Source organism: Thiocystis violacea, from assembly GCF_016583565.1.
Classification (GTDB): domain Bacteria; phylum Pseudomonadota; class Gammaproteobacteria; order Chromatiales; family Chromatiaceae; genus Thiorhodococcus; species Thiorhodococcus violaceus_A.
This window is the reverse complement of record NZ_NRRF01000009.1, coordinates 88755-113118: the sequence shown is the minus strand read 5'-3', so window position 1 is coordinate 113118 and position 24364 is coordinate 88755. Positions and strand designations below refer to the sequence as shown.

Genomic DNA, 24364 nt, shown 5'->3' with positions numbered 1-24364 from the left:
TTAAGGAGTCTGCTCCGGCAAGATCGAAGACAGCACGAAGCACCGGCTGATTCGTTCAGGAAACCAGGTAGCGATCGTGTAACGAGTCCATTATTCTCCCCGAACCCGAATGCATTTTCTGCAAACGCGAATGAAATCGTGTTTTTGAAGGAGCCATCACGATGGAAAGAGATCGTCTAAGTGGAAGATTGATCCCCTTGATCTTCCTGGCCGCCTCCGGCGCCGCGTCGGCCGTCGATGTGATGCCGCAGCAGCGACCCGTCGGGGCCGCCACGGAGGCACAGCACGCATCGGTTCAACGCCTGCGGGCCATGATCGGCCAGCGCCCCGCCGCATCGGCTGCCCGCGTCGAGTTGACGGCGGAGGAGCACGAGAAGATCGCCGCGGACAATGCGAAGGCTCCCTCGGGCAAACCGCTCAAGGTCGGCATCGTCAAGGGAGTCGACGTCAACGTCGATCTGCAGCCGCTCGACGTCGCGGCCATGAGCGACCAGACCTATAGCTTCGCGGGCGGCACGGTCCGGCGCGCGGACGGACAGCTCACCTGGGTCATGCGCCTGGATTCCGCCGGTGCCGCGGGCGCCCGGCTGCGCTTCGACAACGTCGCCCTCCCCGCGGGCGGCTCCATCTACCTCTACAACGACGCCGGCGAGGTCGAGGGCCCCTACACGGGCGCCACCACGAGCTTCTGGTCGGGAAGCGTCACGGGCGATGCGCTCTACATCCATGTGCAGGTTCCCGAGGGGGCCTCGGACGATGCCCGCTTGAGCATCGGCGCCGTCCTGCTCTTCGATGGCGCCGCCAACCCCTTCTGCGCCATCAATGCGCCCTGCATCGAAGATGGCTCCTGCCACACCGAGGCGGAGTGGCCGGCCATCGAGAAGGCGCGCAAGGCGATCGCCCACATCAACTTCATCCAGGACGGCGCGAGCTACCTCTGCTCGGGCGGCCTGCTCGCGGACACCGACCCAGCGACCAGCATCCCCTACTTCCTCACCGCCAATCACTGCATCAGCGACTCCGCGGTGGCCGCCACGGTCGAGGCCTGGTTCGACTACAAGACCCCCTTCTGCAACGCCGGCTGCCAGCCGATCCTGCCGGGCACGGCGTCCACGCTCGGCGCCACCCTGCTCGACCACTCGGCGGTGGATGATCACAGCCTGCTGGTCCTCGACACGCCACCGCCCGAATGGGCCTGGTACCTCGGCTGGACCGACACCTCCATGACCCCCCTCGGCGGGAATGCCGAAGGCACCCTGCTCTTCCGCCTGAGTCACCCGCTGGGCTCTCCGCAGGCCTTCTCCCAACATCGCGTCGACCGTAGCGCGGATTGCGCCCTCCCCGGCCTGCCTTACGGCCCCTTCATCTTCTCGCGCGACCTGGTCGGCAGCACCGAGGGCGGCAGCAGCGGCGCGCCCGTCATGCTGGCGGACGGCCGCGTGGTCGGTCAGCTCTACGGGGCTTGCGGCTACTACCCGGAGGACGCCTGCGACCGCAACAACTCAACGGTGGACGGCGCCTTCGCCCACTACTATCCCGATGTCGCCAAATGGCTGGCCCCGGACCCCGAGCAGCTCCCCTTGACCGTGCAGAAGTTCGGCACCGGTCAGGGCCGGGTTCTCTCCTCCCTGGGCGCTGGGTCGGAGGCGGCCTCCGCCGTCGCCCAGAGCACCGCGTCCGCGCAGCCGAGGCTCCTCGGCGGCGAGCCCGTCGAGCAGTCCGAGTGGCCCTGGCAAGCCGCCCTCAAGATCAGCACCTGGCGCCTCAATGGCAGCTGGACCTGCGGCGGCTCGGTCATCCACCCCAACTGGATCCTCACCGCCGCGCACTGCATCGTGGATGACAGCGACGACCGCTACAACACCGTCTCGCCGTCGAACATCGAGGTCCGCACCGGCTCGACGCGCTTCGAATACGGCGGTCAGACCTCCAAGGTCAAACGCATCGTCAAGCATCCCGAGTTCAACCCGCTCACCCTGAATCACGACATCGCGCTCATCGAGCTGAAGAGCCCGGTCTATGTCGACCCCCTGCGCCCCGTCACCTGGGAGCGCGAACCAGACCTCGCCTGCCCCGGAACCGCCAGCGCCGTCACGGGGTGGACGCCCACCGAGCTGTGCGGCCTCACCGCCACGCTGCTCTCCAAGGTCGACGCCTCCATCGCCAATCCCGACACCTGCCGGACGGCCTACGGGGATGCCGCCATCACGCAGAACATGCTCTGCACCACCTCCGCCGCCACGGACGACGAGCACTGCCAGGCCGACGACGGCAGCCCGCTGGTGGTCGAGAACGGCCGCGGCGGTTATGCCCAGGCCGGCATCGTCAGCTGGGGCAACGGCTGCGACGAGCCCGCCGAGCCGACCGTCTACACCCGGCTCGCCAGCCATGTCGAGTGGATGGAAACCGTCACCGGGGAAGACCTCTCCTCCGAGGCCGGCCCGAGCGTCATCGACTGCGGCAGCACCTGCAGCAATGCCTTCGCGAAGGACAGCCTGGTGACCCTCATGGCCGAGGCGGACCCCGGCTCCCTCTTCGCGGGCTGGGATGGCGCCTGCGCGGGCAAGGACGACAGCTGCGAGGTGACCATGACACAGGCGCTCAACGTCAAGGCCGTGTTCAACGCGGTCCGGGCGGACGTCAAGTCCTGCTCGCCCGGCTCGCCCTAGACCGAGCCGAGCGCCGCGCGCGGGGTGAAGGCTTGCCCCGGCGCTCCCGATGAGCCCGAACCGCCATCCGGCGGCTCGGGCTTTTTCGTCACAGGCGCCGCCCCCGCGTGGGAGCGCCGCCCCGGCGCGATCAACCCCCGGCAGCCCCGGCCCGCGATCGTCGCGGCGGGGCGCCGCTCCCACGGAGGCGGCCCAAGTGGGAGCGCCGCCCCGGCGCGATCGACCCCGGCGACCCCGGCCCGCCATGGGCGCGGCGGGGCGCCGCCCCCACGCGGTGGAGAGAACCATCGCCATGCATGTGCTATCGTGTTCGTGGCAATCTCCCGCGCCGCGCCGCGCCGCGCTCACCGGCGCGTTCGGCGCCTGGCAGGCACCGAGCAGACGTCTTCGCCCCACATCGCGCGACCGCGCGGAGCTAAAGACCAGCCATGACCTCCAACAGCGACTCCAGCACGCCCAGCGGCGCGCCCGGCGCGCCCGATGCACCGCGGGACCAGACTCCAGCGTCATCCGATGCTCCCCCGTCCGCCGAGCCGGCCAGCGAACCGCCGCCGGAACCCGCTCCGACCGAACCCTTCCCGATCGTCGGCATCGGCGCCTCGGCCGGCGGGCTCGCCGCCTTCGAGGCCTTCTTCTCCGCCATCCCGAAGGACATCGCGACCGGCATGGCCTTCGTGCTGGTGCAGCACCTCGCGCCGGATCACAAGAGCATCCTCACCGACCTGGTCAAGCGCTACACCCGCATGCAGGTCCAGGAGGTGGAGGACGGCGTGACCGTGCTGCCGGACTGCGCCTACATCATCCCGCCCAATCTGGACATGGCGCTCTTCAACGGCAAGCTGCACCTGCTGGAGCCCTCCGCCCCGCGCGGGCTGCGCCTGCCGATCGACTTCTTCTTCCGCTCCCTCGCCGACGACCAGCGTGAGCGGGCGATCTGCGTGGTGCTCTCCGGCACCGGCAGCGACGGTACCCTGGGCGCGCGGGCCATCAAGGGCGAGGGCGGCATGGTGATGGTCCAGAGCCCGACCACCGCGGCCTACGACGGCATGCCGCGCAGCGTCATCGCCACCGGGCTGGCGGACGTCATCCTGCCGCCGGCGGAGATGCCCGCGCGGCTCATCGCCTACCTGGCGCATGCCTTCGGCAGGCGGCCCGGCCCGCTGCCCCCCGCCGCCAGGAGCGAGGACGCGCTCGCCAAGATCTGCCTGCTGCTGCGCGACGCGACCCGGCACGATTTCTCCGAGTACAAGCAGAGCACCCTGGTGCGCCGCATCGAACGCCGCATGGCCCTGCAACAGATCGAGCGCCAGTCGGACTACGTGCGTTACCTGCAGCGCGAGCCGGCGGAGATCCAGGCACTCTTCCGCGACCTGCTGATCGGCGTCACCAACTTCTTCCGCGACCCCGAGGCCTTCGCCGCCCTGGAGGCCCAGGTGATCCCCCGGCTGTTCGCCGGCAAGCCCGCGGGCGCCGCGGTGCGGGTGTGGGTCTGCGGCTGCTCCTCCGGGGAAGAGGCCTATTCCATCGCCATCCTCATCCAGGAGCATCTGGAAACCCTCAAGCAGACCTATCACATCCAGATCTTCGCCACGGATATCGATGCGCTGGCCATCGAGCAGGCGCGCGCCGGCGTCTACCCGGCCAGTATCGCCGCCGACCTCTCGCCCGGACGCCTGGCGCGCTTCTTCTCGCTGGATGAGGACGCCGGGCTCTACCGCATCCAGAAGGTCGTCCGCGATCTGCTGGTCTTCTCCGAGCAGGATCTCATCCGCGACCCGCCCTTTTCCCGCCTCGACCTCATCAGCTGCCGCAACCTGCTGATCTACCTGGACGGCAACCTGCAGCGCAAGCTCATGCCACTGTTTCACTATGCCCTCAACCGCGACGGCGCGCTTTTTCTCGGCAACTCCGAGACCATCGGCGACGCCATGACGCTCTTCACGCCGCTGGACCGCAAGTGGAAGCTCTACGCCCGGCAGGATCCCGTCAGCGGCGCCCCGGTGCCCAGCCTCGGCGAACTCCCCTCCACAAGCCGTCTCGGGGCGGAGCCCGTCTATCCCCCCGCCCCCGTGGCGCGCGCGCCCGCCATGGACCTGGGCACCCTGACCGAGCAGGCGCTGCTGCGGCATTTCGATCCGGCCGCCGTGCTGACCAACGCCCGCGGCGAGATCGGCTACATCCACGGGCGCACCGGGCAGTACCTGGAGCCCGCCATGGGCACGGCGGCCATGAACATCTTCCAGATGGCGCGCGAGGGCCTGCGCCGCCCGCTGACCACGGCGCTGCAGCGCGCGGTCACCCATCAGGACGTCGTCACCATGCCCGGCCTGCAGGTCAAGACGAACGGTGACTTCACCGACGTCGATCTCACCATCAGACCCGTGCAGCCACGCAAGCGCGCCAAGGCGGACGACGGCCGCACGGATCTCTATCTGGTGATCCTCGAGCGGGCGCCCTCGACGCCGAAGCCGCTCGCCGAGGGCGCCGAGGCGGATGGCACCGCCGCCAGTGCGGCGACCACCCGGCGCATCGGCGAGCTGGAGCAGGAGCTGCGCGCCAAGGAGGAATACCTGCAGACGACGCTGGAGGAGATGGAGACCTCCAACGAGGAGCTGAAATCCACCAACGAGGAGATGCAATCGGTCAACGAGGAGCTCCAGTCCACCAACGAGGAACTGGAAACCTCCAAGGAAGAGCTGCAATCCGTCAACGAGGAGCTGGCCACGGTCAACGCCGAACTCCAGACCAAGGTCGCCGACCTCTCGCGCGCCAACGACGACATGAACAACCTGCTGGCCGGCACCGGGGTGGCCACCCTCTTCGTCGACGACCAACTGCGCATCAGCCGCTTCACGCCGGCCATGACCCAGATCATCAAGCTCATCCCCAGCGACATCGGCCGACCGGTGGGCGATATCGTCTCCAACCTGGTGGGCTATACCGACTTGGCCGATGACGTCGAAGCGGTCCTGCAAACCCTCGCGCCGCGCGAAAAGACCCTCCAGATCCTGGACGGCACCTGGTTCCTCATGCGGATAGGCCCCTACCGCACCCTGAGCAACGTCATCGAGGGCGCCGTCATGACCTTCGTCGACATCACCGCCCGCAAGCACACGGAGGATGCGCTACAGGCCGCCCGCGTCTTCGCCGAGGGCGTCGTCGATGCCGTGCGCGGTCCCCTCGTGATCCTCGACGAGGCCGCGCGGCTGGTCTCGGCCAACCGCGCCTTCTACCGCCATTTCCAGGTGAGCGAGGCGGAGATACTTGGGCGCCCGCTCTACGAACTGGGCTGCGGCCAATGGGACATCCCCGCCTTGCGCGAGCTGCTGGATGATCTCGCGACCCCTGGCGCCAGCTTCGACGACTATCGCGTCGAGCACGACTTTCCCAAGCTCGGACCCAGGACCATGCTGCTCAATGCCCGTCGGCTCGAACCCTTGAGCAGGCAGGCCGGCGCCATCCTGCTCGCCTTCGAAGACCTGACGCCGAACCCAACCGCCAACAAGGCCGCGGCGGGACCAGACCCATCGCGGCCAGACGGGGGGGGGGGACATGATCCACCGAACAGATGAGAGACAACCCGGCGACGGCCGATCGGCTGACGGCCACCTGGTTGACGGCCAACCAGCTCGCACCCTGTCCGCGCCATCCGCGGAGCCCGAAACCGGATTGCGCGCGCACGCCGAGGCCCAGCTCGCGGCAGGCACCCCCGCGCCGCTGGAGGCGCTGACGCCGGAGGAGAGCACCCGGCTCGTCCATGAGCTGCGCGTGCATCAGATCGAGCTGGAACTCCAGAACGAGGAGCTGCGCCGCGCCCAGGCGGACCTGCAGGCGTCCCGGGCGCGCTATTTCGACCTCTACGACCTGGCCCCCATCGGCTATCTCAGCCTGAGCGAGGGCGGCATGATCCAGGAGGCGAACCTCGCCGCGGCCACCCTGCTGGGCGTGCCGCGCGGACACTTGGTCGGACAGCCGCTCTCCGCCTTCATCGCCCACGAGGACCAGGACGCCTTCTACGGGAGCCGCCGCGAGCTGCGCGAGACCGGCGCGCCGCAACGCGGCGAGCTGCGCCTCGCACCCGCCAGCGGCGCGCCCCGCTGGGTGCTGATGGAGTCGAGCCTCGCCGCGGACCCGCTGACCGCGCAGCCCCTCTGGCGCGTCATCCTGAGCGACATCACCGCCCGCAAGCGCGGCGAGGCGGAACTCGACCAGTACCGCCATGACCTGGAATCCCAGGTCGCCGCCCGCACCGCGTCGCTGAGCGCGGCGCTGGAGGCCGCCGAGGTCGCGAACCGCGCGAAAAGCCGCTTCCTGGCCAACATGAGCCACGAAATCCGCACCCCATTGAATGCCATCATCGGGCTCAATTACCTGCTGCTGGGGGAAATCGAGGATGAGCATGCCCGCAATCGGCTCGACAAGGTCGGCGCCGCCGCCGTGCACCTGCTGCACGTCATCGACGACATCCTCGACCTCTCCAAGATCGACGCCGGCCATGTGGTGCTGGAAGACCTGCCGGTCTCCCCGGCGCAATTGATCGAGCAATGCATCACGCTGGTGGAGGGGCGCGCCAAGGCCAAGGGGCTGACCCTGGAGGGGGAAGTCGACCCCGCCTTGCCGGCGCGGCTGATCGGCGACGCCATGCGCCTGGAGCAGGTGCTGCTCAATTTCGCCGGCAACGCGGTCAAGTTCTCCGAGCACGGCCGCATCACGCTGCGCGCCCTCCTGGATGCCGACGAGGGCGACAGCCTGCGGCTGCGCCTGGAGGTCGAGGACACCGGCATCGGCCTCACGGAGGCCGAGCAGGCGCGCATCTTCCTGCCCTTCACCCAGGCGGATGAATCCACGACGCGCCGCTATGGCGGCACGGGCCTGGGGCTGGCGATCGTCAAGCGCCTGGCCGAGCACATGGGCGGGGAGGTCGGGGTGGTGAGTCAGCCGGGGCGTGGCAGCCGCTTCTGGATGACGGCGCGCCTGCGCAAGGCACCGTGGGAGGCCGTGGCGCCCGCGGTGGCGGAGCCGCCGGCGCAGGCGGCGGAGCAGATCCTCAGACAGCACTGCGCTGGGCGACGCCTCTTGGTGGTGGAGGACGAACCGATCAATCAGCTCATCGCGGCCGATCTGCTGGAGGACGTCGGCTTCCAGGTCGACACGGCGGACAACGGCCAGATCGCCTTGGACAAGGTCCGCGAAAAGCGTTATGAGCTGGTGCTCATGGACATGCAGATGCCGGTGATGAACGGGCTGGAGGCGACCCGCGCGATTCGCCAGCTGCCGGGGCGCGCGCGCCTGCCGATCATCGCCATGACCGCCAACGCCTTCGCGGAGGATCGCCTGGCCTGCGTCGAGGCGGGCATGAACGACTTCCTGGGCAAGCCCTTCCAACCCGAACGCCTCTACGCCACCCTGCTGCGCTGGCTGCCGGGGTGTGCCTAGTGGGTCGCGGGTCGCAGGGGCGTAGGATGGGCAAAGTCCGCGCGCAGCGCCCGCGCCTCATACCGACGCCGGACGGACGTGCTCATCGTGCAAGGCACGGCGCAGAACGGGTGGGAGCGGCGCCCCGCCGCGACCGTCGCGCCGAGGGCGGCGCTCCCACGGCGGCGCGCAGGGCACGGCGCGGGGATGATGGGCACGCCCGCCAACCCGCAGCGCTCGGAACAAAGCGCCACACGCCGACGCCGGACGGACGTGCCCATCGCGCAAGGCACTGCGCAGAACGGGTGGGAGCGGCGCCCCGCCGCGACCCTCGCGCCGAGGGCGGCGCTCCCACGGCGGCGCGCAGGGCACGGCGCGGGCTAGTGGGGCGTAGGATGGGCAAAGTCCGCGCGATGCGCCCGCGCCACACGCCGACGCCGGACGGACGTGCCCATCGCGCAAGGCACGGCGCAGAACGGGTGGGAGCGGCGCCCCGCCGCGACCGTCGCGCCGAGGGCGGCGCTCCCACCGAGGTATGCAGCGGCAGGGGCCGGGATACCTGATCCGACAACTCCGGAAGCGAGGGTGCGATGGCACGCAGACACCTGGATCGCGAGGGATTGATGGCCGCACCGACAGACGACCCCGGAGGCGCCGGCACGGCGGCACTGCGCCAGCGTGCCGAGTCCCGGCTATCCCAACTGGAGTCCCTGGCGGAGACGCCCGCCGACGCCGAAGACGTGGCGCGACTCTTTCACGAGCTGCGCGTGCACCAGATCGAGCTGGAACTCCAGAACGAAGAGCTGCGCCGCACGCAGGACGCGCTCGCGCTGGCGCATACGCGCTATTTCGACCTCTACGACCTGGCCCCGGTGGGCTATCTCACCCTCAGCGAGCGCGGCCTGATCAGCGAGGCGAACCTCGCCGCCGCCAAGCTGATGGGGACGACCCGTCAGGATCTGGTGCGGCGGCCGATCTGCGACTGGGTGATGCCGGACGATCAGGATCTCTACTACCGCTCTCGCCGGCGGCTGGATGCCGCGCAACCGCAGCAGCGCTGCGAGCTGCGCCTGCGGCGTCCGGACGGCTCCAGTCTCTGGGTCGCGCTCATCTTGTCGCTGCAGCCGGAGCGCGAAACCGGGGCGCTGCAGTGTCTCCTGGTCCTCAGCGATATCGACGCCCACATGCGCTTCGAGGCGCTGCAACGCGAGGAGGCCGAGCGCAAGGAGGACTTTCTGGCCCTGCTCGGCCACGAGCTGCGCAATCCGCTCGCCCCGATCCGCCACATCGCGGAGGTGCTCGGCAACGCCGAGGGCCAGCCCCCGGCGCGATTGGCGCCCATGGCGGGGATCCTGATGCGTCAATCCGCTCACCTGGCCCGGTTGGTGGACGACCTGCTCGACATCTCGCGGATCAACCGCGGGGGCATCGTCCTGGAGCGCGCGCCCTGTGATCTGCGCCACTGCGCGACCAGCGCCGTGGAGCAGATCCACGCGCAGGTGGAGGCGCGCCAACAGCGCCTGGAGGTGGAGCTGCCGCCCGACCCCGTGGTGCTGAACGGCGATGCGGTGCGCCTCACCCAGGCGATCGTGAATCTGCTGCGCAATGCCAGCGAGCTGAGTCCACCCGCCTCGCCCATCAGGGTCTCACTGGTCCTGGCGAACGGGATCGCGACACTCGAGGTGTGCGACCAGGGGGAAGGGCTGGAGCCGGATTCGCTGGAGAAGGTGTTCGAACCCCTGGCGCGGCGCGACGGCGGAGGCGGCGCCCGACGCGGTGGCCTGGGCATGGGGCTGACCTTGGTGCGGGGTCTGATCGAGCTGCACGGCGGCACGGTCGGCGCGCTCAGTCCGGGGCTCGGACAGGGAAGCACCTTCCAGATCCGCCTGCCCTGCCCGGCCGATCGAACGTCGACGCACGCGCCTACCCTGGATCCGGTCTCGCTCCCGGTTCGGCGTGTCCTCCTGGTCGAGGACGATCCCGACGTCGCGAACGGCTGTGTGCTCCTCCTGAGCCTCTTGGGCCAGGAGGTCGAGTGGGCCGCGGACGGTCCCGCGGCGCTCCAGGCGCTGGAGCGCTTTCGGCCCGACCTCATCCTGCTCGATCTCGGGCTGCCCGGCATGGACGGCTTCGAGGTGGCGCGGCGTCTGCGGGCCACCGAGGCGGGACGCTCCGCCCGCCTGGTCGCGGTGACCGGCTGGGGACAGGCCAAGGATGTGGACGACACCCGGCAACTGGGCTTCGACGCGCATTTCACCAAGCCGCTGAAGCGCGACACGCTCATGACCTTGCTGGCGGGCGGCACGCCGCCCCGATCACATCAGCCCGCGTCCAGCGCGAGGAAGACGTCAGATGCACCCGGACGATGAGGCCCCCAAGCCGCTTGAGGACCAACCGGAGAAACGGGAACAGGAGCGCGCGGCGCTGCGCCAGCGCGCCGAGCAGCGACTGGGCGCGCAAGACATGCGCCGCGGGCGCGAGGAGGCCGCGGCGCTGGCGCACGAGCTGCGCGTCCATCAGATCGAGCTCGAGCTCCAGAATGAGGAGCTGCGCCGCGCGCAGACCGAGCTGGAGGCCTCTCGCGCACGCTATTTCGATCTCTATGACCTGGCGCCGGTGGGCTATCTGACGCTGAGCGAGTCGGGCCTGATCGAGGAGGCCAACCTCGCGGCCGCCACCCTGCTCGACAGGCCGCGCGCCCAGCTGGTCGGCCAGCCTTTATCCAACTTCATTTGCAGTGAGGATCAGGACCTTCACTACCGCTGTCGGCGGGATCTGCAATCCACGGGTGAACCGCAGCGCTGCGAGCTGCGTCTCAGGCACGCGGACGAACCCCCTTGGGTGCTCATGGAGACCTGCCTCAACCCGCGCGCGGGCGCCGGGCGAGCCCATTGGCAATGCATTCTGATCGACATCACGGCGCGCAAGCACGGCGAGCTGGAGCTGCTCGACGCCCAGGCACGTTTGCGGCTGGTCACGGAGATCGCGGAGCTGTCCTTCTGGGAGTGGGACCCCAGGTCCGACCGGCTGTCCGTCTCGTCGGACGGGACGGCATCAGCCGCGGGCTGGGGCCAGCCGGCGCCGGCGCGGATCGGCATATGGACCGAACGGGTGCATCCGGAGGATCGACCGCGGATCATGGCGACCATCCGGGGCTTCGTCGACGCCCCCAGGGGACCGAGTGAGATCCAGTATCGGATGCGCGCCGGCGACTCCGAGTACCGCTGGCTGCAGACCCGCCTGGAGGCGATCCTCGACCCGAGCGGCCGCCTGGAGCGCGTCCTGCTGGTGCACCAGGACGTCACCCGTCGCAAGGAAACCGAGGACCGGGCGGTCCAGATGGCCCAGCACGATCCCCTGACCGGACTGCCCGCGCGGGTCCTGCTCGATCAACTGGGGGAGCATATGATCGCGGGGGCGCGGCGCTCGGGCGGGCAGCTGGCCGTGTTCTTCCTGGATCTGGATCGCTTCAAGGCGATCAACGATCTCCATGGGCACAAGGTGGGCGATCAGGTCTTGCAGGCGGTCGCTGATCGGCTGCGCGCCAGCTTGCGCGCCGAGGACCTGATCTCCCGCCTGGGGGGCGATGAGTTCGTGGCTGTTCTGGCCAGCATTCACGACGCCGAGGAGGCCGCGGCCGCGGCTCGCAAGATCATCGCCGCGCTGGCCCCGCCCCATGACATCTCGGGGCTGCAGCTGCACTGTCTCGCGAGTCTCGGCATCAGCCTCTTCCCGCGGGATGGTGACACGCTGGGCCAGCTGATGCAGCGGGCGGATCTGGCCATGTATCAGGCCAAGACGCTGAGCCCCGGGCATTATCAGTTCGTGACGGAGGCGCTCAATCGGCGCATCCGGGCCGCGGCCATGATGGAGCAGCGGCTGCGGCAGGCATTCGCGCGGCGCGAGCTCCGCCTGGCCTATCAGCCGCTGATCGATGTGGCGAGCGGCCGGGTCGAAGGCGTCGAGGCGCTGCTGCGCTGGCCGCAGCCGGACGGCGGGAGCATCCCTCCGGCGACCTTCCTCCCGGTGGCGGAATCCCTCCATCTGAGCCACGCGATCGGGCAGTGGACGCTCCAGGAAGCCTGCCTCCAGCAGTGCGCCTGGCGGGAGGCGGGTCTGTCCAGAATGCCCATCACCGTCAACGTCTCGATCCATCAGTTTTATCACCCGCAGTTCGTGCCCGCGTTCGCGCGGATCTGCCAGGAGGCCCGCGCGGATCCCGGACTCCTCACGCTGCAGATCAGCGAAGCCACCCTGCTGGAGAACCGCGAGACAGCGAAACGGCTGCTCGGGGCGCTGAAGACGCTCGGGGTCAAGCTGGTGATGGACGACTTCGGGCTGGGCTGCTCAAGCCTCTGCGACCTGGAAGACCTGCCGCTGGACGGCCTGGCGATCGACCGCGTGCTGGTCCAGCGCCTCTACCTCGCGCGCAGCATGCCGGCCATCGTCGACACCATCATCCACCTCGGCCATGCCTTGCAGCTCGAAATGACCGCGGTCGGCATCGAGAGCGAGGCGGATCTGCGCTTCTTCCGCGAGCACCGCTGCGATCAGGCGCAGGGCTTCTACCTCGGCACGCCCATGTCCGGGAGCGCATTCCTCGACTGGTACCGTCAACAGGCGCCGAGCCAGGGATCGGCATGATGCCAGCGGCCACCCGCATGCTGGAATGGCGCTTGCCGGGCAGTTTTAGCGCCGATCCCGAGCGATTTTCTGGGCGTCATGCATCGATTCCCGCCTTTTCGCCCCAATCTCTTCACGCCTGGGTAGCGCGCTCGGGATATGATGACCTTCGTCTGCTCCCTCCCGCGGCCACGCACCATTCGCGCATGGTCAACTTCGAACTCCGCTGATCAGGGCTCGCTGAAATGACCTCACTGGACTCGACAACGAAGGATGCGATCGCAACGATCCGCGTCACGCATCTCCCCGACCAGACGAGCGAGGCCGAGCTGGAGGAGCTCTTCTCCGGCTATGGCGCCGTCCATCGCGTCAGCCTGATCTCGGGCGAACCCGAGTGCCGCTTTCAGAAGGTCGGCTATGTCGATCTGGTCGACGCGGCGGTCGAGCCCGCACTCAGCGCGCTGGACGGGCATCTCCTCAATGGATCCATCATCCATCTCAGCCAGGTATCCGGTCACCCGCCGAGCGCCCGACCCGCGCCCGAGCGCGCGCCCAGGCCCGCCGGGGATGACCAAACCCCCAGCAACTCGCTGCGCCGCACCTATGAGGTGCTCTCGGTCGAGCCGGCCGTCATGCCAGCGAGCACGCAGAAAGGCGAGTGGTTTCGCTATGTCCTCACCAGTGGCCGCGCGAATATCGTCGGCTATCACCGCGGGACGCTGGAGGAAGTGACCGCCTTCGCCGAAGCCTGCGCGGAGGACTTCAATCTACGCAATTCCGTCGGCTGGAAGGCGAGCGCGGGTCGCGCACGCACCGCGCAGGCCGCCGCCGCGAAGGCCGCCACCCCCAAGACCGCGAAGACGAGCTGGACCTGAGCCCACGCCGGACCCACGGGCGCACTGGGAGCGGCGCCCCGCCGCGACCGGGCGCCCATCGCGCCAAGGACGGCGCTCCCACGTCGGAAGCCAAGGCGCGCGAACCTGACCATTCCCGCCAATCATCATCGCCAGGCATGAGTCTTTATGGCATTCGCCCAAGTGGCAATTGACACGGTAGAACCTGTTTATCGGTCATTCATTGGCCGCATAGAGGCACATGAAGTATCGCGTGCTTTCCTCAGTCAACCCTGTTATTGTCCATGCGAGTGAGAAAGACCGATCCATTGATCGGGACCTGGCGCCTGCCGATTTCGACGATTATCTCATCGATTTTCTACGAGACCTCGTAGCCTCCCTTTCCCCACTGCCGCGTCCGCGGTGTCTTTGGCGCAGAAGTAGAACCCGTGCTTGGCGATCTTCGCTCGCGCCTTCCAGAACGAATGCACAAGAATTCCGAGAGAGAGAGACATGAATATCTACGTAGGCAATCTCCCATACAACATCACGGATGCGGATCTGCGTGAAACCTTCGCCCGTTTTGGTGACGTTTCCCAGGTCAATCTGATCACGGACAAGTTCACTGGTGAGTCAAAAGGCTTCGGTTTCGTCGAAATGGCCAATAATTCATTCGCCGACGCCGCCATCAAGGGTCTGAATGGAACGGACCTGAAAGGCCGTACCATCAAGGTCAATGAAGCCAAGCCGAAGACTGACCGCGGTTCCGGCGGACGCCGCTACTAAGGCGCAGGCCGCGACCGCAGGTCGCACACAGCAGGCGCAGATTCCCCCTCTCCCTCTGGGAGAGGCTGCCCTGAACCCCATCCAGGCGCCAGGATGTGCGTGAGCCTGCGGCGAGTCTCGCCGTTTCATGCTCCCGCCGAACGCCCGCCCTCTCCATCAGCTCCATCGTTCCGAAGGCAACGGCCGATTCGCGCCGACATCTCTGTCTGGCCGCGCTCGACCTCCGTTGCCTTGGCCGATGCGAGGCTAGAACGACGCTCAGCGGCTCGCTCCACGCTCATCCTTCGGGCCAGTCGTCTTCGGTAGGGTGGACAAGCGCGGCGCAGTCCACCAGGAACGGCGCGGGATTCGGTGGACTTCGCGCTCGCTCGTCCACCCTACCGGCCCAACTGATAGCCAAGGCCGCCGCGCGCCATCCAAGCGGTATTCCTCTTTCACCGCAGCCACGGAGACGAGCGACCCGCGATGTATACCCTGATGAGATCTGAGCCGCTCGCCGGCCAAGACGCCGCGACGCGGTCGAGAGCCTTCGAGCAACAGGAGGTCGCGGACTTTTCCGACCTCGAGGAGGCGATGGCGGCTTGCGACGCAGCCAATCGCGAGCGCCAGGCTCGGCACTACGTCATGGACCCCTCCGGCCGGGAGCTCTATCAAGGCGCCTGGATCGACTGATCGCCCTTGCCCGATGGGGTTGGCGACCGCGTCGGCATGAGGTGCCGCCAGGGTTCTCATCGATCAGGCACTGCCCTCTCGCCCTCCTGCCGAGCAGCGGGGACTGGCGGTCTGTCGTTTCCCGAACATCCGCTTCGACCGACGGTTGTTTCCGGCGCGCGACGGGCACCGCCGGCTCCGCATGCACGGCTCCAGGACGCGATGGGTCGGCAATTCCAAGCATGACGAACACTCACAAAACAGACGAGGATCAGACATGAACGACACGACGAAGCTTCGGACAGTGCTGGCCGCCTTGCTCGGCGCAAGCCTCATCGGCATCGCTCAGAGCGGCCTTGCCTTCGACATGGGCAATATGATGAATCCCTCCAAATGGATGGGCGGCGACCGCCAGCAGGATGGCGACCGCGACGCGGGTGGCCCTGGCTACGACGGGCCGGGTGCCTATGGACCGCCCGGCGGGTCGGGCATGCCCTACGGCTACGGGGCGCCGAGCGGCTACCCCATGCCGAATGGCTATGCCATGCCAGGCGCCTACGGTGCGCCCGGCGGTTACGGCGGCCCCGCGGGCTACCCTGGATCCGTCGGCTACGGCCCGCAGGGCGGCTATGGCGGTTATCCCGCCTACGGCCAACCCGGCGTCCCAGGGTACAACGCTGCCCCGGTCGGCATGACACCCCCGGTCGTGGCCCCGAGCAATCCTAGCGCCCCGGTCTATGGCGCACCCTCTCCGAGCGGTCAGGCCGGACCTTCGGAGATCGAGGCACTCAAGGAGCGCATCCGGGTGTTGGAAGAGCGCGCTCCCCGCTGACCCCCAGCCTGGGGTGAATGCCGGACATGGCCAGGGCCAAACGGCGTCCTAGCGTCGAGGCTTGCGCGATGGGCATGTCCGGTCGGCGCCGAGGCGGAATTCGAGCACGGAACGCGGCCCGTGCCCATCAGGGACCCGGCCTTGGTCATCAGCTGGACCGGCAGGGTGGACTTCGCTCTCGCTCGTCCACCCTACCGAAGACGACTGGCCCGACGGATGATCGACGCCAGCGCCTGTGTACTCGATCGATGGAGAGGTGACTCGAATTGACTGCGCGCGTTCTGGATGGGAAGGATCAGGGCGCCGAGGAGACGTGTCCCTCGAAGGATCGACGCCGGATCGCGCCTGGCCATGTCCTCGATCGCCATGGGCTTCAGATCATGAAGCACACGCACCCGGCGCTGCGCTCGCTGCGCAAGGCCTGCTCGACACCCAGTCTGCACGGCACGCAGGTCTGGCGATCGAGCTACATGCTCATGGAATACCTGGCCGCGCATCCCATGTCCCGCGGTCAACGTGTCATGGAGCTTGGCTGCGGCTGGGGGCTCCTGGGGATCTACTGCGCGAAGCACTTCCCGGTCGAGGTTCTGCTGACGGATGCCGACGCCGAGGTGTTTCCCTATGCCGAGACCCACGCACGCCTCAACCGCGTGCAGGTGCGGACCGAGCAGGTGCGCTTCGAGGCGATTTCCGAGCAGCGTCTGCGCGAGCACGACATCCTCCTGGGCGCTGACATCTGCTTCTGGCCCGAGTTGACGACCGAGCTGCGCCGCCTCATCGAGCGCGCGCTCCTGCTGGGTGTGCGGCAGATCCTGCTGGCCGACCCTGGTCGCTCGACCTTCCTGCGGCTCGCCGACGACTGCGAACGCCGCTTTGGCGCGCGGCTGGTCCCATTGAAAACGGCCCGACGAACGGGTGCCGGCGGTCATTTGCTGATCATCGACGGCCTGGGCACGGGCGCATGATCTCCGAGTCACCTCGTCAGACGAGGGCCGGCACGCCTTCGAGCCGGCTCAACCGCCGCGCCGGTACTCCTGCTCCAGCAGATGGATCAGATCGCGAAACTGCAGCTCGTTGCCCGCATCGAGGGCGCTCAGACGCCGATGCGCCCCCAGCATCAGGGTCAGAGTGGCACGCTCGTCCGGGGCGAGGTCGGGCAGATCGTCCAGGTCGCCCGCCGAGGGCGGCGAGTGGCTGAGGATGTGAAAGATGCGGTCGAAGCAGACGGATCGGAGGATCGTCTGAATGTCGGGGTCCGGCGCAATCAGCGTCGGCCGTGACCGCCCCTGCTTCACCATGTGATTCGCGATGCGCGCCAGAACGCCGAGATTGGTGCTATCGATGGTCTCCGTCTCCGACAAGTCGACCAGCACGCGCCGGAGTTCGGCGTCGGCGAAGATTTGGTCGAGCAAGGCGTTGAGGCCCCGGCTCAGGGGATGGCGCACGTCGCCCTCGAGCTTGATCAGCCAGGTCCCGTCCCGTCGCGCGTAGCGCGCCCGTCCTTCAGTCATGTCGCTTGCTCCCGCACCAAGGTCAATACAGTGATGTCGTCCGGATAGGCGCGTGCAGGGTCGATCCCCAACCGCTCGACCAGCTCGGTCGCGGTCGCCACCCGCTCTTTCACGGCCTCGATCAACCGCCGCAGGCGCGCGTCCAGCGACTCGCCAGGCGTGGTCTCCAGCACGCCATCCGAGCAGAGGATGAGCGCATTGCCGGGCGCCAGGTCGAGCGTACCCGCGTCCAGCTCCGGACTCGGAAAGAGGCCGATCGGCATGGCGCGCCCAGCCAGGAAGCGTGCCTCGTCGCGCTCGACGAGCATGGGGCTCGGGAAATGCCCGCCATTGGCGTAGCGGATTTGCCCGGTCCTGCGCTCGATGACGCCGTAGAAGATGGTGAGATATTTGTCGATCGCCTGCTCCAGGAGATGCGCATTGAGGGTCTCGAGCATCCGCAGGGGCTCCAGCACCCGCTGATCTCCGTCCTGGTGGAGGCGTTCGAGCGCGCGCTGCACGAAGCTCTTGAGCAACACGGTGACGAAGGCGGAGGAGACGCCGTGCCCGGAGACATCGGCAATGAAGAAACCCAGGTGCCGCGGGTCGATGTGGAAATAGTCGACGAAGTCACCGCTGAGATAGGTCGACGCCAGCAGGCAGCGGCTGAAGCTGTAGGGGCCGAACGCCTTTTCCTGGCACGGCATCAGCTGCAGCTGGATCCGGCGGCCGGCGTCGGCGTCCTCGTGGATGCGCTCCAACTGCTCGCGCAGGGTCCGGTTCACCTGCTCCAGCTGGCTCTGATACGCATGATTCTGGCGAATCAGCCTGGCCTTCTCCAAGGCGCCTTCGATGGCGTGTTCCAGAACCGCCATATCCTGAATCGGTTTGACCACGAAGTCCCAGGCGCCCTGGCGCAGGGACTCCACGGCATCGCCGAGCACGCCGGTGCCGGAGACGACGATGATGGGCAGCTCGGGACGAGCGGCACCCAGCTCCCGCAGGACGCCGAATCCGTCCATGCCGGGCATGCGCAGGTCGCAGAGCACCAGGTCGGGGGGGTTCTCCAACGCGAATGCGAGCCCCGTGGCACCGTCGTCGGCCTGATCCACGCGGTAGCCGCTGTCCTCGAGCCAGCTCTGGGTGTTGAAGCGCACCACGGGGTCATCCTCGATGATGAGGATCCGCGTCGGACCGCTCTGCGGCGGCTGGACCGCTGACTCCAGCCGGTTCAACGTCGAACCGGGCCGCTTGCGGCATAGGGTCGGCCCTCGCGCGGCAGACGCATGACGAAGCGCGCGCCCGCGCCGGGCTTGCTCACGACCTCCATGGTGCCGCGATGCTGCTCGGTGACGATGAAGTAGGCGACCGACAGCCCGAGGCCGGTGCCGACGCCGACGGGTTTGGTGGTGAAGAAGGGCTCGAAGAGGCGATGCCGGACGTCCTCCGGCATGCCGGGGCCGTTGTCCGCGACCTCCAGGCGAACGCGCTCGCCCTCATCGCGCAGGCTGATGGTGATCGCGGGGGGGTCGCCGTCCGGCGCGTTGGCGATGGCCTGCGCGGCGTTCTTGAGCAGGTTGAGCACGACCTGCTCGATGGCGGTGCGATCGCAGTCGATCTCATAGGAGCCGGGCGCATAGTCGCGATGGATCTGGATGCGGCGGAAGTCGTAGCTCTTCTTGAGGTCGTAGTCATGACTGGCGAGCCGCAGCACCTGCTCAAGCAGCTCGCTCAGCTCGACGGCGACGAAGCTGGAGGCGCTGCGCCGGCTGTAGGCGAGCATGTCGGTGACGATGGCACTGGCCCGCGTGGTGGCCTCCTGCATCCCGGCGACGAATTGGAAGAAGCCGCGCTGTTCCAGGTAGCGGCGCACCAGCTCCAAGTCGACACCCAGCTCGGCCGCCGCCTCGCGGTTGGCCGGGAGCTCGTCGGAGACCCGCCGCAGCAGGTTCTGACAGCTCTGCGCCATGATCCCCAGGGGGTTGTTGATCTCATGCGCCATGCCGGCCGCGAGTCCGCCGATCGACATCATCTTTTCGGTCTGGACCATCAGCTCTTCCATGCGCATCCGGTCGGTCACATCGTCGATGCGCACCACGGCGCCGGGCGTGTCCTGGTTCGCCAGGGGATAGACGACCACGTCCGCGTAGCGCGTCTCGCCGCGTGCCGGGAACGGCAAGCGCTCGCGCTTGAAGGGCTCGCCGGCGCGGATCGCCGCCTTCACGGCCCCGATCTCGCCCGCGAGGTAGGGGAACACCTCCTCGAAGGCCATGCCGTGGGTCTCCCCCGCGGAGCGCTGCCAGACCTCGGCCGCGGCCTGATTCCAGAGGGTCACGCGCGCATCCACGTCCAGCCCGACCAGGATCGAGGGCATGGAGTCGATGATGTCCTGCAGGTGGCCGCGGGCGGCGGCGAGTTCGCGCTCCACGACCTTTTGCGTCGTCAGATCATGGACCACGCCGATGAAGCCATGGAACCCGGGAAACTCGACCTCGCCGACCGAGAGATACATCGGGAAGGTCGTGCCATCCTGGCGCAGGCCGGCGACCTCGCGCCCGGTGCCGATGATCCGGGTCTCGCCGGTTTGCAGGTAGCGGGCCATCCCAGAGGCATGTCGATCGCGGTGGGTGGGCGGCGCGAGCATGGCGACGTTGCGATCCATGACTGCCTCGGCCGCATAGCCGAACAGCCGCTCGGCCGCCGGGTTGAACAGCTCGATGCGGCCCTCGGCATCGACGACGATGACGCCGTCGGCGACATTGGCGACGAGCCCCTGAATCCGGGGATCTTGCGCCCAGAATCGCACCTGCCGTTGATTGTCCGGATGATTTCGCACGACGCTGCTCGCTCGGTTTGTGACTCAGCCGTTGTGACTCAGCCGGCGAGGCCGTGCTGCGACGGCCTAGGTGGGGAATACTACGACGGTTGATCCGATAAAAGTAATCGGTAATACGCTGGTTTTCGACAGGGCGGATGCCATTGCACCCGCGCGACCGACTTCCGGGGCACCGCCGGGGCTGACGTGGAAGCGTCGGGCGATGCTCGCCGAGGTCCGCCATCGGGCCAACGACGCCGTGCGATTCTTCCGACGAACGACACGGATTCGGTGCGAACGGCCCTCGATCAGCAGGCCGGCAGGTGGGAGCGGCGCCCCGCCGCGACCGGGCGCCTGTCGCGCCGAGGGCGGCGCTCCCGCGGCGCTGCGCCGAACCGATGAGCGAGGTCAATGACAGCTGGCGGTCGTCAATCGGCCCCTTCCCGCCATTGCACGCACCAGCGCGGCGCTGGGCGCGTCTGCGCCTCGACCTTGGCTGGAGCGGCCGCCAAGATGGCCGCGAGACGCGGCAACAGCTGCGTGAGTCGCTCGTCGAGCTGCCAGGGCGGGTTCACCAGGGCCACGCCCGAGCCGTGCATTCCGACATCGTCCGCTTGCGCCTGCACGGCCAGCTCCGCCACCAGGAAGCGAGGGACGGTGCGGAGCAGACGTCGCAGCAGGTGATCGGCACGGTCGCGTTGCACGGCCAGGCGCGGATACCAGATGAGATAGACGCCGGTCGGCCAGCGCGCATAGGCGGCCGCGAACGCGCGCGCGACCGCTTCGTAATCGGTCTTCACTTCGTAGGGTGGATCGATCAGGACCAGGCCGCGCGGCGGCCTTGGCGGCAGCAGGGCCGGCAGGGCCTCGAACCCGTCGCGATGATGGATGTTGACCCGCGGATCCGCCCGCAGCGCGGCGCGCAGGCGCTGCGCCTCCGTCTTGTGCAGCTCCATGAGAATCAGTCGGTCGTCCGCGCGCAGGCAGTGCCGCGCGAGTTGCGGCGAGCCGGGGTAGTGCCGACAGCCGCCATCGGGATTCAGCGCCGCGATGGCGCCGAAATAGCTGGCCAGCTCGGCAAAGGCCCCACGCTCGCGCCAGAGTCGCCCGATCCCGTCCGCGAACTCGCCAGTCTTGCTCGCCTCTGGCGCGGCCAGGTCATAGACCCCGACGCCGGCATGGGAGTCGAGATAGACCAGTGGCTTGGGCTTGGCCATGAGCGCATCGAGGGCGAGCGTCAGGACCGCATGCTTGAACACATCCGCATGGTTACCGGCATGGAAGCCGTGGAGATAACTCAACATCTCGCGCTACCTCGCGGGGGTCGCGATGGGGAAAGGGCGGGCGATTGTCGGTGCGGCATGGCTGGCGGCGCAAGACGCGGCGCGCCTCGATCGGCGTTGCGGCACGCCGTGGGAGCGCCGCCCTCGGCGCGACGGACATCGCGGCGGGGCGCCGCTCCCACCAAGCGACTGGCGCAACGGACTCATGGGCAAGGGCACGCCGAGTCAGAGATCATCCTGGCCGGGTCCGAGCCGAAGGGGTGCCGGCTGTCCAGTGTCGCGGAAACGCAGGTAGTCGCCGAGCACCAGGGCATGGTCGAAGGCAAGCGCCTCGGGCAGTGCGTCCACCGGATAGACCGCCAGGTTGCGCGCATCGTCCTGGGCACGGGGCTCGCCGGTCGCCTCGGCCACATAGACGGCCGTGACGGTATGGCCCCGCGGATCTCGGCGCGGGTCCGAGTAGAGGCCGAGCAAGGCGCGCAGGGTCACCCGCAGTGCCGTCTCTTCCAGCGCCTCGCGCACGGCCGCCGCCTCCAGTGGCTCGCCGATATCGACGAAGCCACCCGGAATCGCCCAGCCATGGGGCGGATAGCGGCGCTCGATGAGCACGATGGGGCGGCCGGGTCGATCGGTGAGCTCGATGATGGTATCGGCGGCGATGAGTGGGGTTTCGGGTCTGGGCATGAGTGGGGTCCAAGGTTGACGCGGACGGCATTGGCAGTGAGCCAATGCCAATGGATGGCAGAGAAACCCAGGAGACGTTGATCAATCGTCATCCTGTCATTCTATCAAGGCGCCATCGGGCCACGGCGTTCCCGACCGCCAGGCCGTCGAGGAGGCGCGCCGAGGGGCGCCCTGGCCGAGGTGTTCGGCACAAGAGGATCCGGCTGGAATCTCGGCGACAAGCGGCTGCCGAGGCGCGGACCGAATCACACCGAGCGCAAGACCGCGCTGGAGGCGCTGAGGATGACGCGTCGCGCCATCCTGACTTGCCGAGCCGGAATTGCGCCCGCTACCATGGGCGACCAACTCATCCGAGCAATCGCGCGCCATTCGCTTCAATGCCTTCACAGCCGTCGAGACAGGATCGAACCGCCGCGAGCTGGGCCGTCGCCCTGGCTTGCGCCGTCCTGCTGCTCGCTCAGACGGCGCTCGCGCTCCACGAGATCGACCATTTCTCCCACCCCCACGAGGGCGTCTGCGAGCTGTGCGCCATTGCCGTTGGCAGTGCGCCCCTGCCGGCGCTGCCGCCAAGCGTCGCGGCACCGCCCCGCGTCGTTGCGCTCCAATCGGTGCGCCCCGAAGGCTTGCTGCGCGACGACCGCGCGCATCGTCCCCACTCCGCCCGCGCTCCACCCAAACCGCTTCTGATTGCCTGAGCAGCGCGCGCTTGCCTGAAACGGCGGCGCGCCCCCAACGCAATGAGGAGCTTCCACCATGCAGAAGACTGCATTGGCGGCCGCGATCGCGTCCGCCGTATTTGCCCCCGCGACCAGCGTCGCAGCCACCGACCCCGAGATCGCGGAGCTGAAGGCCATGCTCCGCTCCATGAAGCAGGACTACGAGCAGCGCATCCAGGCGCTGGAGCACCGCCTGGCCAAGGCTGAGCGCGCAGACTCGGCGCCCCAAGAGAGCACCCGGCCGGCCGATGAGGCGGCGTCCAAACCGATGCGCGCGCCGAGCGTTTCCCAACCCGTTGCCAGCACGCCGAGCACCACGGGGGGAGGCTTGGGTGCACTGACCTCCGGCAGCGCCTTCAATCCGCAGATTTCAGTCATCCTGGACGGCAACTACTACCACGACGGCATCGATGGGGCTGGCGCAGCCCTGGTCGGCGAGGCACTGCAGCCCGCGGGCGGACACGCCCATGCGCACGCCGACGAGACGGAGCATGCGCACGCCCACGGCACCGCCGAGAACGGCTTCAACTTCCGCGAGGCGGAGATCGCCTTCTCCGCGACCGTCGATCCCTATTTCGACGCCGCCGCCTATCTGGCGGTAACCGACGACGGTGACGTGCACTTGGAGGAGGCATGGATGCAGACCCGCAATCTGCCGCAGGGTCTGCGGATCAAGGCAGGCAAGTTCCTGAGCGACTTCGGCTACATCAACAAGCAGCACCCGCATCAGTGGGACTTCGTCGACCAGAACCTGCCTTACCTCAACCTGCTCGGGGACCACGGTCTGCAGGACACGGGCGTTCAGCTCACCTGGCTGCCACCGCTGCCGGTCTACACGCTGCTTGGCGTCGAGGCCGCGCAGGGCGATCAGGAGCTCTTCGGCGCCACCCTGGACGATGCGGAGCAGGCCGAGCTCAATCTGGGTGACACCCAGGACGGTCCACGCCTCTGGACCGCCTTCGCCAAGGTCGCGCCGGACCTCGGCCAGAACCATGCGCTGCAATTCGGCCTCTCCTACGCCCACAACAGCCAGCACCAAGAGGTCCATAGCCACACGCATGAAGGCGAGGACGAGGTGCATGAGAACGGCTTGGCGGGCGACGCCGATTTGTGGGGGTTGGATGTCGTCTACAAGTACGACGGCGCTGGCCCCGATGGTCAGGGCGATGTGAAGTTTCAAACCGAGTATCTGCGCGCGATCAAGGATCTCGATGTCCGCTCGAGTCCGCACGAGGAGATCCTCGGCTCCAATCGCACCTTTACCACGGACGGGCTCTATGCCCAGGCCGTCTATGGCTTCGCGCCCAAGTGGACGGTCGGCCTGCGCTATGACGTTCTGGGTCTGACGAACGAGGTCAGCGGAGATGGCGACGCGAGCTACGGCTCATCCGATCGTTGGACACTGAACCTGACCTGGAACCTGTCGGAGTTCTCGCAGCTGCGCGCCCAGTACGCGCGCAACGACATCCTCGTCGCCGAAAACGAGCGCGAGCGCTTCGACGCCTTCTATCTGCAATTTCTCGTGAGTCTGGGCAGCCATGGCGCCCACAGCTTCTGATCGGAGGTT

Annotated in this window: 17 protein-coding genes; 11 read left to right on the top strand and 6 right to left on the bottom strand. The window is 68.1% G+C overall.

Features of this window, described 5'->3' with window-relative positions; translation table 11 throughout:
- Window positions 1-161: 161 nt before the first annotated feature.
- The 10 genes from CKO23_RS06080 (at window position 162) to CKO23_RS06035 (ending at window position 16774) form a co-directional block, all read left to right on the top strand.
- Window positions 162-2669 carry a serine protease gene (locus CKO23_RS06080; RefSeq protein ID WP_200329094.1) on the top strand — a complete coding sequence of 836 codons (2508 nt, stop codon included), beginning with the start codon at window positions 162-164 and terminating at the stop codon, window positions 2667-2669.
- 428 nt (window positions 2670-3097) lie between these two features.
- Complete coding sequence (locus CKO23_RS06075; RefSeq protein ID WP_200329092.1) at window positions 3098-6241, top strand: chemotaxis protein CheB; 3144 nt, start codon at window positions 3098-3100, stop codon at window positions 6239-6241.
- Between the two features lie 97 nt (window positions 6242-6338).
- The gene (locus tag CKO23_RS06070) at window positions 6339-8105 is read left to right on the top strand and encodes a PAS domain-containing hybrid sensor histidine kinase/response regulator (RefSeq protein ID WP_200329090.1); all 1767 of its coding nucleotides are present in this window, start codon (window positions 6339-6341) and stop codon (window positions 8103-8105) included.
- Window positions 8106-8674: 569 nt separating this feature from the next.
- A complete protein-coding gene (locus CKO23_RS06065; protein ID WP_200329088.1) occupies window positions 8675-10453 on the top strand; it encodes a hybrid sensor histidine kinase/response regulator in 1779 nt (592 codons plus the stop codon).
- Window positions 10437-12728 (top strand): sensor domain-containing protein, encoded by a 2292-nt coding sequence (locus CKO23_RS06060; RefSeq protein WP_200329087.1) that lies wholly within the window; start codon window positions 10437-10439, stop codon window positions 12726-12728. Before CKO23_RS06065 ends, CKO23_RS06060 begins: the two co-directional genes overlap by 17 nt.
- A 224-nt stretch (window positions 12729-12952) precedes the next feature.
- Window positions 12953-13582, top strand: coding sequence for an RNA recognition motif domain-containing protein (locus CKO23_RS06055; protein WP_200329085.1), 630 nt, complete (start codon window positions 12953-12955; stop codon window positions 13580-13582).
- A gap of 471 nt (window positions 13583-14053) precedes the next feature.
- On the top strand, window positions 14054-14326 hold the full coding sequence (locus CKO23_RS06050; RefSeq protein ID WP_200329083.1) for an RNA recognition motif domain-containing protein: 273 nt from the start codon (window positions 14054-14056) through the stop codon (window positions 14324-14326).
- A 465-nt stretch (window positions 14327-14791) separates the two neighbouring features.
- Window positions 14792-14998 (top strand): hypothetical protein, encoded by a 207-nt coding sequence (locus CKO23_RS06045; protein WP_200329081.1) that lies wholly within the window; start codon window positions 14792-14794, stop codon window positions 14996-14998.
- A 256-nt stretch (window positions 14999-15254) separates the two neighbouring features.
- Window positions 15255-15809 carry a hypothetical protein gene (locus tag CKO23_RS26330; protein WP_200329079.1) on the top strand — a complete coding sequence of 185 codons (555 nt, stop codon included), beginning with the start codon at window positions 15255-15257 and terminating at the stop codon, window positions 15807-15809.
- Between the two features lie 266 nt (window positions 15810-16075).
- A complete protein-coding gene (locus tag CKO23_RS06035) occupies window positions 16076-16774 on the top strand; it encodes a class I SAM-dependent methyltransferase (protein WP_200329077.1) in 699 nt (232 codons plus the stop codon).
- Between the two features lie 48 nt (window positions 16775-16822).
- Here CKO23_RS06035 and CKO23_RS06030 read toward each other — a convergent pair whose 3' ends face one another.
- From CKO23_RS06030 to CKO23_RS06005, 6 genes are all read right to left on the bottom strand, one after another.
- Window positions 16823-17320 carry an STAS domain-containing protein gene (locus CKO23_RS06030; RefSeq protein WP_200329075.1) on the bottom strand — a complete coding sequence of 166 codons (498 nt, stop codon included), beginning with the start codon at window positions 17318-17320 and terminating at the stop codon, window positions 16823-16825.
- Entirely contained in the window at window positions 17317-18534 is a 1218-nt protein-coding gene (locus CKO23_RS06025; protein ID WP_200329073.1) for a SpoIIE family protein phosphatase, read from the bottom strand. Before CKO23_RS06025 ends, CKO23_RS06030 begins: the two co-directional genes overlap by 4 nt.
- Complete coding sequence (locus CKO23_RS26525; protein ID WP_200329071.1) at window positions 18531-20135, bottom strand: PAS domain S-box protein; 1605 nt, start codon at window positions 20133-20135, stop codon at window positions 18531-18533. Before CKO23_RS26525 ends, CKO23_RS06025 begins: the two co-directional genes overlap by 4 nt.
- A gap of 407 nt (window positions 20136-20542) precedes the next feature.
- Entirely contained in the window at window positions 20543-21418 is an 876-nt protein-coding gene (locus CKO23_RS06015) for a 23S rRNA (adenine(2030)-N(6))-methyltransferase RlmJ (protein ID WP_200329069.1), read from the bottom strand.
- A gap of 204 nt (window positions 21419-21622) precedes the next feature.
- Entirely contained in the window at window positions 21623-22081 is a 459-nt protein-coding gene (locus tag CKO23_RS06010; RefSeq protein ID WP_200329067.1) for an NUDIX domain-containing protein, read from the bottom strand.
- 383 nt (window positions 22082-22464) lie between these two features.
- On the bottom strand, window positions 22465-22728 hold the full coding sequence (locus tag CKO23_RS06005; protein WP_200329065.1) for a hypothetical protein: 264 nt from the start codon (window positions 22726-22728) through the stop codon (window positions 22465-22467).
- A gap of 106 nt (window positions 22729-22834) precedes the next feature.
- Between CKO23_RS06005 and CKO23_RS06000 the strand changes: the two genes are divergently transcribed.
- Window positions 22835-24355: a TonB-dependent receptor gene (locus tag CKO23_RS06000; protein WP_200329064.1), complete on the top strand. Its 1521-nt coding sequence runs from the start codon at window positions 22835-22837 to the stop codon at window positions 24353-24355.
- The last annotated feature ends 9 nt before the right edge of the window (window positions 24356-24364 follow it).